Source organism: Bradyrhizobium sp. YCK136 (assembly GCF_044570075.1).
Classification (GTDB): domain Bacteria; phylum Pseudomonadota; class Alphaproteobacteria; order Rhizobiales; family Xanthobacteraceae; genus Bradyrhizobium; species Bradyrhizobium diazoefficiens.
Window position 1 is genome coordinate 49,130 of record NZ_CP172425.1, and the last position, 13,705, is coordinate 62,834.

The 13,705-nt window shown below is 62.3% G+C and carries 4 protein-coding genes and 6 pseudogenes; 6 read left to right on the forward strand and 4 right to left on the reverse strand.

Annotated features, from left to right (window positions below; all coding sequences use genetic code 11):
* Positions 1-34: 34 nt before the first annotated feature.
* From ACFLEY_RS47460 to ACFLEY_RS47485, 6 genes and pseudogenes are all read left to right on the forward strand, one after another.
* Positions 35-1,164 (forward strand): IS3-like element ISRj2 family transposase gene (locus tag ACFLEY_RS47460; protein ID WP_129557682.1). Its coding sequence is split into 2 segments (ribosomal slippage): positions 35-287 and positions 287-1,164, totalling 1,131 coding nucleotides; the frame shifts between segments, so codons are not numbered across the junction.
* 321 nt (positions 1,165-1,485) lie between these two features.
* Positions 1,486-2,829, forward strand: a complete 1,344-nt coding sequence (locus ACFLEY_RS47465) for an IS1380-like element ISBdi2 family transposase (protein WP_060913166.1) — start codon at positions 1,486-1,488, stop codon at positions 2,827-2,829.
* Positions 2,830-3,092: 263 nt separating this feature from the next.
* Positions 3,093-3,487: pseudogene (locus ACFLEY_RS47470) on the forward strand (transposase); the annotation flags it as partial.
* 519 nt (positions 3,488-4,006) lie between these two features.
* Positions 4,007-4,134: pseudogene (locus tag ACFLEY_RS47475) on the forward strand (IS30 family transposase); the annotation flags it as partial.
* Positions 4,135-4,661: 527 nt separating this feature from the next.
* Entirely contained in the window at positions 4,662-4,958 is a 297-nt protein-coding gene (locus ACFLEY_RS47480; RefSeq protein WP_129557678.1) for a hypothetical protein, read from the forward strand.
* A gap of 548 nt (positions 4,959-5,506) precedes the next feature.
* Positions 5,507-10,099, forward strand: a complete 4,593-nt coding sequence (locus tag ACFLEY_RS47485; RefSeq protein ID WP_304495018.1) for a hypothetical protein — start codon at positions 5,507-5,509, stop codon at positions 10,097-10,099.
* Here the strand turns inward: ACFLEY_RS47485 and ACFLEY_RS47490 are convergent.
* From ACFLEY_RS47490 to ACFLEY_RS47505, 4 pseudogenes are all read right to left on the reverse strand, one after another.
* Positions 10,081-10,777, reverse strand: a pseudogene (locus ACFLEY_RS47490) (ISNCY family transposase); the annotation flags it as partial. The gene ACFLEY_RS47485 and the pseudogene ACFLEY_RS47490 overlap by 19 nt on opposite strands.
* Before the next feature lie 34 nt (positions 10,778-10,811).
* A pseudogene (locus tag ACFLEY_RS47495) lies at positions 10,812-12,129 on the reverse strand (IS256 family transposase).
* A 46-nt stretch (positions 12,130-12,175) separates the two neighbouring features.
* Positions 12,176-12,343: pseudogene (locus tag ACFLEY_RS47500) on the reverse strand (ISNCY family transposase); the annotation flags it as partial.
* A 156-nt stretch (positions 12,344-12,499) separates the two neighbouring features.
* Positions 12,500-13,678: pseudogene (locus ACFLEY_RS47505) on the reverse strand (IS1380-like element ISBdi2 family transposase); the annotation flags it as partial.
* Between the last annotated feature and the right edge of the window lie 27 nt (positions 13,679-13,705).

Genomic DNA, 13,705 nt, shown 5'->3' on the forward strand with positions numbered 1-13,705 from the left:
CGGCGAGGATTCTTGCTGCGAATCAGGAGCGAAGATGACGAAGAAGAGCCGCCGGACGCATTCTCCGGCATTCAAGGCGAAGGTTGCTTTGGCTGCGGTCAAAGGCGACAAGACACTGGCGGAGCTGGCGCAACTGTTTGATGTTCATCCGAACCAGATCACGATCTGGAAAAACCAGCTCCTGGAAGGCGCCGCCGGCGTGTTTGGGCATGACAAGACATCGGCCGAGACGCCGGTCGATTTGAAGGCGTTACATGCCAAGATCGGCGAGCTGGCGTTGGAAAACGATTTTTTGTCCGGCGCGCTCACCAAGGCGGGCCTGCTGAGCGCAAAGCGATGATCGACCGCGGTCATGATCTTTCTATCGTGCGCCAGGCGAAGGTCCTGAAGCTGGCTCGCAGCACGGTCTACTATGAACCTCGGCCAGTTTCGGCCGAGGACCTTGCCTTGATGCGTCGGCTCGATGAGCTGCATCTCGATTATCCCTTCGCGGGAGCGCGTATGCTGCGATCGTTGCTGCGGCGGGAGGGCGTATACGCCGGTCGCCGCCACATCGCGACGCTGATGAAGCGCATGCGGATCGAGGCGGTCTATCGTCGCCCGAACACGAGCAAGCCGGCTCCGGGTCGCAAGATCTACCCGTACCTGTTGCGCGGATTGAAGATCGAGCGGCCCGACCATGCGTGGGCAATGGACATCACCTACATTCCGATGCGGCGTGGCTTCGTCTATCTCGCGGCGGTCGTCGATGTGTTCAGCCGACGGGTCCTGGCCCATCGCGTCTCGATCACAATGGAGGCGGCCTTCTGCGTCGAAGCGGTCCAGGAGGCGTTGGCGAAGCACGGCAGGCCCGAGATTTTCAACACGGATCAGGGCAGCCAGTTCACCAGCCTCGAGTTCACCGATGTGCTGCTGGACGCGAAGATCGCCATCAGCATGGACGGCAAGGGCGCCTGGCGCGACAACGTGTTTGTCGAGCGGCTCTGGCGCACGGTCAAATACGAAGAAGTTTATCTCCGCGCCTACGACAGCGTGTCCGAGGCGCGAGCGTCAATTGCCAAGTATCTGGCCTTCTACAATCAGGGACGCCCTCACTCGAGCCTTGACGGGCGCACGCCCGACGAGGCTTACTTCGGCACGCAAGCTATGGTGATGGCCGCATGACCGTCGCCGACGGTTTTGTCGTCGCTCTGGTCGGGCTACGCCCTCCCGACGCAACGACAAAACCGTAAAGCCCCGCGTTCAGCATAACCCGGCAGGAATCCACTTAAATCCAGCGGGGCGCTGTCCAAACAACCGGGGCCAGCTCTACTCCGCGTTTCGGCACAGAAATGATCGGGAGTCACTCAATCTTTCTTCAACTTAACCCGTCTTATTCGTAAGAGTGCGCCTGAGGGCTGGCGAGCGTGGTGTAAAGCGCTGATGCGGCGTAGGATAGGTTGCGAAGCCACCCCATCACCTCCACCCGCGAACGCCACGCCCGCCATGACCGATGATACGATTCCGCCCTTCTCGTTTCCAGCCGTTCACGCCAAGAAAGTCACAGCTGCCTTCGATGGTGGGCGCCTGACCTCGAACGGGGGCGTGATGCTTCTGGCGATGGCCGAGCGGCGTCTCGGTTTGGCCGACAATCTGGCCCGGGTGTTCCCGGATCGGCGCGATCCGACGCGGGTCGTGCACAGCCTGGTCGATATGTTCCGCGCGCGCATGTTCGCGATCTGCTGCGGCTACGAGGACGCCGACGACCTCGATCATCTGCGGTCCGATCCCGCATTCAAGCTGGCCTGCGGTCGCCTACCGGACACGGGCCGGGATTTGTGTTCCCAGCCGACGCTGTCGCGGCTGGAGAATGCTCCGCGCCTGCGCGACGTGATCCGACTGACCTACATTTTGGTCGACGCATGGATGGATAGCTACCCCCACGAGCCGGCATCCGTCACGCTCGACATCGATGATACCTGCGATGTCGTCCACGGCCATCAGCAGCTCTCGCTGTTCAACGCTCATTATGACGAACGCTGCTTTCTGCCGATCCACGTCTACGACACGGAGAAGAGCCGGCCCGTGGCCGTCGTGCTGCGGTCCGGCAAGACGCCGGGCGGCGTCGAGGTGCGTGCCCATCTGCGCCGCCTGGTACGGCATATCCGGACGCGATGGCACAACACGCAAATTACGTTCCGTGGCGACGGGCACTATGCCCGGCCGGAGGCCATGGCGTGGTGCGAGACCAACGGCATCGACTACATCTTCGGTCTGTCCGGCACCAAGCCTCTCGCCAGAAAAGTCGACGAGGTCGCCGACGACATCCGCACGCGACGCGCCATCGAGAACCTGCCGGTTCTGCGTGGCTATACCGAGACGCGCCACAAGGCAAAGTCCTGGGATCGCGAACGGCGCACCGTCGCCCGTATTGAGGCGACGATGCTCGGCCTCGACATCCGTTTCGTCGTCACCAGCCTCGATGTCGGCTCGGCCGAGTGGATCTACGACAGCCTGTATTGCGCGCGCGGCCAAGCCGAGAATCTGATCAAGCTGCATAAGACACAGCTCGCCTCCGACCGCACCAGCTGCCGTTCGGCGCTCGCCAACCAGGTCCGTCTCGTGCTCCATACGGCCGCTTATTGGCTGATGCTGACCGTGCGCGACGCCATTCCCAAAGCCCGGGAATTGGCCGCTGCCGAGTTCGCGACGCTGCGTCTTCGTCTCTTGAAACTCGCTGCCCGTGTGGTCGAGACCACGAGCCGCATTCGCCTTGCGTTCGCCGCGGCATGTCCCGAAGCCGACCTGATCCGCGGCTTGCCCGGCGCGCTGCTGCCGCTCAGTCCTTGACCGGCGGGGCGTCCGCCCCCCGTTCGCCCAACCTATCCCTCAAGCGCGTTGCAAAGTACGGGTGGTCAGGCGGCGAAAAGCCGAAGGCAATCCTGTGCGCCTCGTCAGAGCAGATGTGCGGCCACATCAATCGGACTAGAAAACGCACTCTCACGAATAGGACGGGCTAGATCATCGACCTGGCGCTGGAGTTACCTGACCTGTCGCCACGCGAGCTGGCCGTGCGGTTCACCGACGAACGAAAGTACTTTGTATCCGAGGCGTCGGCCCATCGCGTCTCGATCACAATGGAGGCGGCCTTCTGCGTCGAAGCGGTCCAGGAGGCGTTGGCGAAGCACGGCAGGCCGAGATTTTCAACACGGACCAGGGCAGCCAGTTCACCAGCCTCGAGTTCACCGATGTGCTGCTGGACGCGAAGATCGCCATCAGCATGGACGGCAAGGGCGCCTGGCGCGACAACGTGTTTGTCGAGCGGCTCTGGCGCACGGTCAAATACGAAGAAGTTTATCTCCGCGCCTACGACAGCGTGTCCGAGGCGCGAGCGTCAATTGCCAAGTATCTGGCCTTCTACAATCAGGGACGCCCTCACTCGAGCCTTGACGGGCGCACGCCCGACGAGGCTTACTTCGGCACGCAAGCTATGGTGATGGCCGCATGACCGTCGCCGACGGTTTTGTCGTCGCTCTGGTCGGGCTACGCCCTCCCGACGCAACGACAAAACCGTAAAGCCCCGCGTTCAGCATAACCCGGCAGGAATCCACTTAAATCCGGCGGGGCGCTGTCCAAACAACCGGGGGCCAGCTCTCTGCTCTCCTCGACCTTGGTGCCGTCCGGAAGCGTGATCCGGCGGCCTGGGGAGGCTGTCGTGAATGAGCGTCAAGATCGTGCTCTTCGGATCTGCCGCGAGGGGGGCAGAGCGGAAGAAAGCCAGACCGGCGCAGAATCATCTTCATGTCGATCTGAATTTTGGAAAAAGACAACACCCCGAGCCGATTGCGTACCGCTCTCCTTTCGAGTTCAGCCGGCGAGACCGACGATCATTTGCGGCGATCGCCACCTTCGATTGGCAACTTCGTCGCGATCTGCTTCAACAACCAAGTCTGCATCTGCTGGACGACCTTAGCGCGGCATGCTCGGCACTGACGAACTACCCACTCTCGCTCCTATCGGCCGGACGAACGGGCCTGCACTGGCGGGACACGGGGGCCGAAGCCGTGCGTGTCGCAATTGCGCACCATCATAACCTTGCCTGAAGAGCTACGCCGTTCCCTGACGTGGGATCAGGGAGCCGAAATGGCCCAACACGATCCCCAATTCTATGGCTTCGGCACCATCGCTGGCTGAAACGAGGGCTCAGACCATAGGTGTGGAATATCGCTTCATAACAAACATCTATTTGTCCTGGCCGTAGGAGAGGAGCACAGGAGATTCGAATGCGACGGATGGTCGATCGCTGCGCGCTTGCGATGGATGTATTAGCACGCTCAAGGTCGCCATTGTGCGAAGATCACAACCAGCGCATTCGTGCTTGTATTGGAGGCGCGTTCTGACCGGCATTAGCGGACTTGGGATTCGCGTTTGGCAACTTGCAGACGACGGCGCTGAAGGCGCGGCCAAGTCTCACGCAGATGGCGTTTCTGGCGAGGACGGTCAAACGAACATTTCTGTCCTTGGGAGGATGGGCTCTCAGCCTCAAGATTCGGGGACTTGTTCTGCTCGCCTCCCTATCGACGATATAGCTGCGCAGCGCGGGCATGGTGAAAGCCCGGATATACCGTATAGATCTTATCATCACGCACCAAGTCGGGCGGAGAGCTTGTCGGGTCCTGGCGGTGAGCACTGGCGAAGCGATCGAGCAGCCGGAAGCTCGCGAACAGAGGCGCTTCCGCCGCATAGGTATTCCGCGTCCGACCGAGCGGTTGGATCAGGAAGGCGGCCTTTCGATGATGTCGCCGCGCAAAGCGTCCATGGTGCAAGCTCTGAACAATCGTACAGGTCTTATCGTGATGCACCAAGTCGGGCAGAGAGTTCGTCGCGTTCTGGCGGCGAGCACTGGCGAAGCGATCGAGCAGCCGCGAGCTTGCGAACAGAAGCGCTCCCGCCACATAGGTATTCTGCGTCCGACCTGAGTGCCAGGCCAGGAAAACGGCGCGTCGACGATGTCACTGCGCAGAGCATCCACGGTGCAAGCTTAGAGCGCCGCTACGGGTCTTCGAGCGTACTTAATATGGCGTTAAGGGATATTGATAGGGCTCGCGACGTCTATGGATTCTCAGGTGCAGTGGCGAACTATGGCAGGCAGTTGCGAATGCTAGACAAGCCAACGTTCCTGCAAAAGGCCGCCGCTGATTTCCGATACAGATTTGTCGCGCGCTTGGAGGAAGATATCCGCGCTGGTGAATCATGGAGCTACGCCAAGACATGCAACGCGGTGAGCGGTGAGGCTGGCGGTCGGGAAGGCATGGAAGCTTGCAAGGCCTTAGCAGCTCGAGTATCGAGGCTCGACGACGCGCTTATGTACGAAGTCGAGGACCGAGCCCTTGCGCTCCTCGCCGTATCATTCGGTCGGAACTCCCGGGTGCCGGAATGCCGCAGGGGGGCGATCAGAATCGCGGAATTTTGTTGCAATGAAAGCCGCGGACTTCGGAGGCAGACTGATCAAGGCCTATCCTTGCTGGTGAATGGCTTCAGCAAGTGGCCCGGTGCGGCGGGCTGTCGCGAGGCCACCGTCGCCATCGCCGGTGAGGTCAGTCGCCGCGCCGACAGTGTCGGGCTCTCCCGTTTTGACCTGCAGGCGCTGGTCACCCTGGTGAACGGCTTCAGCAAATGGCCGGACGCGGCGGGCTGTCGCGAGGCCACCGTCGCCATCGCCGGTGAGGTGCCTTCCCAGCTCTCCCGTTTTGTCCCGCAGGCGCTGGCCAACCTGGTGAACGGCTTCAGCAAATGGCCGGACGCGGCGGGCTGTCGCGAGGCCACCGTCGCCATCGCCGGTGAGGTCAGTCGCCGCGCCGACAGTGTCGGGCTCTCCCTTTTTGACCCGCAGGCGCTGGTCACCCTGGTGAACGGCTTCAGCAAATGGCCGGACGCGGCGGGCTGTCGCGAGGCCACCGTCGCCATCGCCGGTGAGGTGCCTTCCCAGCTCTCCCGTTTTGTCCCGCAGGCGCTGGCCAACCTGGTGAACGGCTTCAGCAAATGGCCGGACGCGGCGGGCTGTCGCGAGGCCACCGTCGCCATCGCCGGTGAGGTCAGTCGCCGCGCCGACAGTGTCGGGCTCTCCCTTTTTGACCCGCAGGCGCTGGCCACCCTGGTGAACGGCTTCAGCAAATGGCCGGACGCGGCGGGCTGTCGCGAGGCCACCGTCGCCATCGCCGGTGAGGTGCCTTCCCAGCTCTCCCGTTTTGACCCGCAGGCGCTGGCCACCCTGGTGAACGGCTTCAGCAAATGGCCGGACGCGGCGGGCTGTCGCGAGGCCACCGTCGCCATCGCCGGTAAGGTGCCTTCCAAGCTTTCCCGTTTTAAGCCCCAGGAACTGGCGAACCTGGTGAACGGCTTCAGCAAATGGCCGGACGCGGCGGGCTGTCGCGAGGCCACCGTCGCCATCGCCGGTAAGGTGCCTTCCAAGCTCTCCAGTTTTGTCCAGCAGGCGCTGGCCAACCTGGTGAACGGCTTCAGCAAATGGCCGGACGCGGCGGGCTGTCGCGAGGCCACCGTCGCCATCGCCGGTAAGGTGCCTTCCAAGCTCTCCAGTTTTGACCCGCAGGCGCTGGCCACCCTGGTGAACGGCTTCAGCAAATGGCCGGACGCGGCGGGCTGTCGCGAGGCCACCGTCGCCATCGCCGGTAAGGTGCCTTCCAAGCTTTCCCGTTTTAAGCCCCAGGAACTGGCGAACCTGGTGAACGGCTTCAGCAAATGGCCGGACGCGGCGGGCTGTCGCGAGGCCACCGTCGCCATCGCCGGTGAGGTGCCTTCCCAGCTCTCCCGTTTTGACCCGCAGGCGCTGGCGAACCTGGTGGACGGCTTCAGCAAATGGCTGGAAGATGCGGCATGCCATCAGGCGGTAATAGACATCGCGCGCGGCCTCGGCGGACCGGGCCGACGCTTTGGTTCGTTCACGACGCTTGAGCTCATCGCGATCGCCAATGCTCTGGGACACAGTGTCATTAGGGGTGAGGACGGTGGAGACGTTGCGGAGACAGCCCTGCTGAAGAACAGCTTACATCAGCTGGCTCACTACCTGCACCATGATCGGCTGGAGCAGGCCGATGTTCTGAGCATTGCTACCATTTTCAAAGCGCTGGCGAAGACTAGGCTGTTTGAGGACCTCGGGTTGCTCGCACCGATCGGGTTAAATCGGCTCAACCAGTTGTATGGTGCCTCTGGTTTTGCCGCGGAAAGTAACCTCGAAACCATGAGCAATCTTTGCGCCGCCCTGCTGCCGTTGGTGCGCAGCCCGCACCTGCGCTCGTGCCGCAGGCAGGCTCTAAACCTGCTGAACGACATCCAACCGGTAGTGGAGCGCAAGATCGATGCGTATCTCGACGCAAGCGAGGCGGAGCGGACCCGTGGGCCGTTTGCGACTCGCTGTCCCGCCCTCTCGATCTATAAAGTAATCAAGGCGCGTGCGGACCTGGAACGTCTTTACAAACGACCGTATGTCGAGGGCAAGAGGTCCGATTTACGGATCAGGCAGGAAATGCTGCGGCACGGGACCAAGAGGATCCTGAAGGAGGCGCGCGACCTCATCCAAAGCGATCTTTCCAACATGAGCTGGAATCTGATCGCGCAGATCGAGGCGGACAGCCCTGTCGATGCGCTGGACGCGTTCATCGTGCGCGAGGCGGCAACGGTCCAGGTTCAACATGCTGCGTCCGTCTTCGACGTCTATCAGGTGTTGCGATCCATGGATCACGCGCCCAGACCACCGCAGGGTGACGCGGGATTGATGCAGCTGCCGGTGGTGGACCTGCAGGGACGGCGAGTGGCGACGGAGCCTGAGACACGCTATTCGATTTTGCATCGCCTGACCTCGGGGGCATTGCCGGTGGTTGCGGTGCAGCTGCCGGCAAAGCCGAGCACTTTCATGTTGGCGCGGACGCTGACCGTCGAGGGTGTGCCGTACCGCCTGGACCTGTTCGGCGGCAGCATGTTGAAAGCACCCAAACCGAGGCTGTCGCAGATCGCTGCCCGGGCTCCAGGCGATCAGCCGGCGGCGTCTTCCGGGGGCAAGCTGCTGGCCATTCCCTATGCCGAAACCGCTCCGGGGACGTCGTTCGAGCACCTGTCGCGCGCCTGGGCGCCGTTCAAAGAAGCTTATTGGTACACGCAACGCAGGGGGTTTGCGGCGCCACCCGCGATCAAAGATTTAGGGCCTCACGACTACGCGCTGGAGGGCGCCTTCAAACTGCTGCTGATGCCGGACCGGCCTGGCGGCAAAGCGCATCCCTTTAAGCTGACTGGACCGGAAGGTCCGATTGCCTTGCGACCGCATGACGGCTGCGGCTTCATCAAGGCTTCGCTGGCCGAGCGGATGCCTGCTGTTCGCCGGGTTGGTCACCAGGAAGGTCCCGATCGGCTGCGGGCCTTTGGTGAGGGAAGGAGATCGTCCCTCCCTCCCTCGGCGCTGCAACATTACCCTCGCAACGAGCAGGTGGCGGAAGAAGCGAGCGAGAAGGCCAGGACCTGGCTTGAAAGCCGAGAAGGCCAAGAGCTGACGTCGGAAGACTTGTTTCGCACCGTCACGGCCGGACATATCAATGGTCCCGGTGCGGTGGCCGTCCCATCCGATGATGGCTGCCTCCATGTGCCGACGCTCAAGAGCGACACCTTGACAGGGAAAGGTGGTGTGCTGCTCGGGCGGTCCCCCTATGACAAGCCCAACCTGCGCCCGTTCGCCGCCGGACGAGTCAAGTCAGCAGTTGATGGGGATCCGACTGCGGCGTTCCTCGATCGGAACGTGGCCATGCAATACAGTTTCAGTATCGCCCAGAAGTCGCAGGACAAGCTGGCGGCTGAGGATCCGAGCTTCTTTGCCAAAGGCATTTTGATCGTGGTGCCAGATGAGATGTGGCCGGCCGAGTACGCCGACCGTGGACTGGTGATGTCGGCCGAGGACGTCAAGTGCCATTCGAGCTGGACCGAGCGTAAGGACCGCGCGAAGGTGGACGTGCAGGTCGAATGTGTCGGCATTCTGCAGGCAACCGAATTGTTCGCTCCGGGGTCATTGGTTGCAGTCCCGCCTGGTGAACAGAACAAGCTCGATGGCGACTTCGACGGGGATACCGTCATTATCCTCGCCGACCGGCCACAACTTTATCAGCATGTCCGGCGGTTCGATGAGAAGGAGCAAGCTCGCGGCGTTCGCTCGCTCAAGCCGCCAAAGTCGCATACGCCGGCGATCAAGGATGATAGCTACCAGTTCAGTCGTGCCAGCCAGATCCTCGCGGCCACGACGAATGTTTTGGAAGTCTATAGCAGCCTGCAGCGAAGCTTTCTGGCGCAGTCCCATCAAGGTCGACACTGGTTTGCCGAGCGGGCCATCTTTGGCACTTACGAGGGCGTTCAGCACGAGCTCAGGCGACAGATCGGTGGCCTGTTGAACCAGGAGCAGGTGCGTTGCCAGGAAATCCAGGACAAGCTCGAGCAGGCGAGGCACGAGATCGAGGTCGCAGCCCATCCGGTCGCTCGCGAAACGGCCGAGTTGCTCGTCGCCGACCTCGATGCTTGGGCAGCGAGGGCGGATGAGCAGGTCCTGCGTGAGGCAGTCGGACGCGTGAGCGAGGCAAAGCTGACGGTGAGCCCAGCACTCGTCGCGCTTTTCCCGGAACTGGCGGAGGCCTATTCGGCGGCTCCTCAGCCTCGCGACCGCATCCAGGTCATACTCGACCACTATCCGGCGCGCATCGATCCCCGCCCGGATGGTTACAATCCGGACGATCTCGTCCAAAGCGCAAACAATCTCTTGAGCCTCGGCATCAAGGTCGGCACGGACGGCTATAAATCCGACACCGGGGTCCGCCTCTTCATGAAGAAAAGCCAAGAGCTTCAGCGACTCCTGCAACAGGTGCCGGCTCTTAAGTCCGCGCCCTACAGCAAGAGCATGGCGGCGACGCTCAGCCAGGGCCGGTTCGACGTCGATGCTACCTTGGAAGATCTGAAGGATAATCCCACGCTGGCGGCGTCAGTCATGGAGGCCTCAATCAAGCTTGCTGCGGAGAAGCACATTCTGCCCGAACCCTCTGGCCGACTGCTTACGGCTGAGGATACGCCATGACGGTCATTGTAGCCGACCATCCTGCGCACGACAGCGCCGTTCTTTTGCTCGACGAACGCTTGATCGTTTTTGCGGTACGGCCGGCAGCGCGTGAAAATGATACTGGCCGTGTCACAGTACGTCTTGAGCGTCTCGTTCATGAAAACGGTGTCATTGGCCGTGTCCAAGCCAAGAAGCGCGAAGGGCAATTGCTTACGCAATTCCGTCAGCACGGTGCTCAGCAGCGTCTGCTCGCGCACGATCAGCGGCGCACATTCCGTTCAGCCGGTCACGACGTCAGTGAGGACCAGGGTCTGTACGAAACTGCCGCGCGCCGATGGACCGCTGTGCGCGACAAGGTCCGCCTCCACGAAGCCCGGTGCGGGATCATTCCAATCCGCCGAAGTCCGTATCGGAATACTGCGTCGTAGGGCGTGTGCGGCCGGTCGCCGGCGCTGGCGACCGAGCCCCTCCCGAATCCGGCCCAACGCCCGGTCGATCGTCGCCGCGCTCATCGAAAGCAGCTTGCCGCGGATCTCGGGAGCGAGGTCAAGATGGCTGTGCCCGCTCCATCGCGTCGATCAGCATCGATATCAAGGCTTTCAGCCGCTTCCCGCAAACCCGGTCCGAGGCTTCTCAGAGGAGTGCGAGCGCATTGCGTTCGGCTTCACCGTAAATCCGGCGCCGCGCCCGACGACCTGTGAGCTATGCGGGATTTTGGGTGACGAGGCGATCAGGCGGCGTGGTTTTCCGGCACTTGGATGACCTCGATGCCGTTTTCGAATCTGACACCTGCGCTGACCTTCGGCAACTGATTTGTGCCTTTCAGCCGCCGCCAGGTCTTTGATGCGGCGCAGAGCAGCTTGAACACCATCAACTTGGCAGTCGTTGACGATAACGAACCTTTCGTGCGCACCGTTCTGTGCCGGACCGTCGCGAACACGCTTTCGATGGGATTCGTCGTCCGCAAGTGGTCCCAATGCTCGGCGGGGAATTCGTAGAACGCAAGCATTGCGTCGCGATCTTTCGTCAGGCACTCGACCGCCTTGTCGTACTTCGCTCCGTATTTCTCGGCAAAGACATCGATCGCCACTTCGGCCGAAGCTCGGTTGGACGCCAAATAGACCTCGCGCAGATCCTTCTTCATGCTGGCCTGTACCGACACTGCGACTTTGTTCAAGGTATTCGCGGTTTTGTGCACCCAGCACCGCTGATGTCGCGTGGCGGGAAAGACCTCGTCGAGCGCCTTCCAGAAGCCGAGCGCGCCGTCACCGACGGCGATTTCCGGGGCGATCTTCAGCCCACGGGTTTTCGCCTCGACGAGCAGTTCGTGCCAGCTCTGCGTGCTCTCGCGCACGCCGACCTGGAAGCCGATGAGTTCCTTCTTGCCTTCCGGCGTCGCGCCGATCAGCACCAGCATGCATTCGCTGTGGTCTTCCATGCGAGCCTGCAGGAAGACGCCGTCCGCCCACACGTATACGTACCGGCGCGCCGACAGATCGCGCTTCTGCCAACGCTCGTACTCGAGCTGCCACTCCGTCGTCAGTCTGGAAACCACCGCCGGAGAAAGATTCGGCGCATCCTTGCCCAAGAGCGCCGCCAGCGCCTCCTGGAAGTCGCCCGTCGAGATGCCTCGCAGGTACAGAACCGGCAAAAGTGCATCCAAGCTCTTCGTGCGCCGTGCCCACAACGGCAGGATAGCCGAGGTGAAGCGGATCCGCTCGCCATCGCTGGTCACCGCGCGATCGCGAATCTTTACCCGGGCGACTTCGACGGCGCCGATCCCCGTCTGGATCGTCCGCACTGGACCATGGCCGTGCCGCACGAGGCGGTCGCGGCCATCGGGAAGCTTCAAGCCCTTCATCGCGGCGAGAAACGCCTCGGCTTCCATCTCGACAGCCTGCGCAAGCAGCTGCCGAGCACCAGATCGCAAAATATTCGTCAGTGGATCGTCGATCTCATCGGGCTGACGCAGTGGGACAATGTTGCTATGCTCGTTCATGGCGTATCGCTCTCCTTGAGGTTCTGGCAGGCTCGACACCCGCCTCGATACGCCGCCTATCTCATTCCGTCATCACCCAGTTTCCCGCATAGCTCACGACCTGTTCGCGACCCATCGTGGCCCCGCAGCAGCCGCATCGCATGCTTGCGATGATATCCAGTGACATTGACGAACTCATCCAATATCCGCGCCTTCTCCACGCGATCGCTCGATCGGTAGCGTTCGCCCACAGCTGCCGTCAGTTCCTTCCTAGCCCGTCCTATTCGTGAGAGTGCGGCTTTTGGGCCCGATTGATGCGGCCGCACATCTTGTCTGACGAGGCGCACAGGATTGCCTTCGGCTTTTCGCCGCCTGACGACCGGTACTTTGCAACGCGCTTGAGGGATGGGTTGGGCGAACGGGGGCGGACGCCCCGCCGGTCAAGGACCGAGCGGCAGCAGCGCGCCGGGCAAGCCGCAGATCAGGTCGGCTTCGGGACATGCCGCGGCAAACGCAAGGCGAATGCGGCTCGTGGTCTCGACGACACGGGCGGCGATTTTCAAGAGCCGAAGACGCAGCGTCGCGAACTCGGCAGCGGCCAATTCCCGGGCTTTGGGAATGGCGTCGCGCACGGTCAGCATCAGCCAATAAGCGGCCGTATGGAGCACGAGACGGACCTGGTTGGCGAGCGCCGAACGGCAGCTGGTGCGATCGGAGGCGAGCTGCGTCTTATGCAGCTTGATCAGATTCTCGGCTTGGCCGCGCGCGCAATACAGGCTGTCGTAGATCCACTCGGCCGAGCCGACATCGAGGCTGGTGACGACGAAGCGGATGTCGAGGCCGAGCATCGTCGCCTCAATACGGGCGACAGTGCGCCGTTCGCGATCCCAGGACTTTGCCTTGTGGCGCGTCTCGGTATAGCCACGCAGAACCGGCAGGTTCTCGATGGCGCGTCGCGTGCGGATGTCGTCGGCGACCTCGTCGACTTTTCTGGCGAGAGGCTTGGTGCCGGACAGACCGAAGATGTAGTCGATGCCGTTGGTCTCGCACCACGCCATGGCCTCCGGCCGGGCATAGTGCCCGTCGCCACGGAACGTAATTCGCGTGTTGTGCCACCGCGTCCGGATATGCCGTACCAGGCGGCGCAGAAGGGCACGCACCTCGACGCCGCCCGGCGTCTTGCCGGGCCGCAGCACGACCGCCACGGGCCGGCTCTTCTCCGTGTCGTAGACGTGGATCGGCAGGAAGCAGCGTTCGTCATAATGAGCGTTGAACAGCGAGAGCTGCTGATGGCCGTGGACGACGTCGCAGGTATCATCGATGTCGAGCGTGACGGATGCCGGCTCGCGCGGGTAGCTATCCATCCATGCGTCGACCAAAGTGTAGGTCAGCCGGATCACGTCGCGCAGGCGCGGAGCATTCTCCAGCCGCGACAGCGTCGGCTGGGAACACAAATCCCGGCCCGTGTCCGGTAGGCGACCGCAGGCCAGTTTGAATGCCGGATCGGACCTCAGATGATCGAGGTCGTCGGCGTCCTCGTAGCCGCAGCAGATCGCGAACATGCGAGCGCGGAACATATCGACCAGGCTGTGCACGACCCGCGTCGGATCGCGCCGATCCCGATCTTCCTAATCACTCGATATGAG

Coding starts and splice junctions, on each gene's coding strand:
- ACFLEY_RS47465 (WP_060913166.1), top strand. CDS start 1,486: ATGACCGATGATACGATTCCGCCCTTCTCGTTTCCAGCCGTTCACGCC.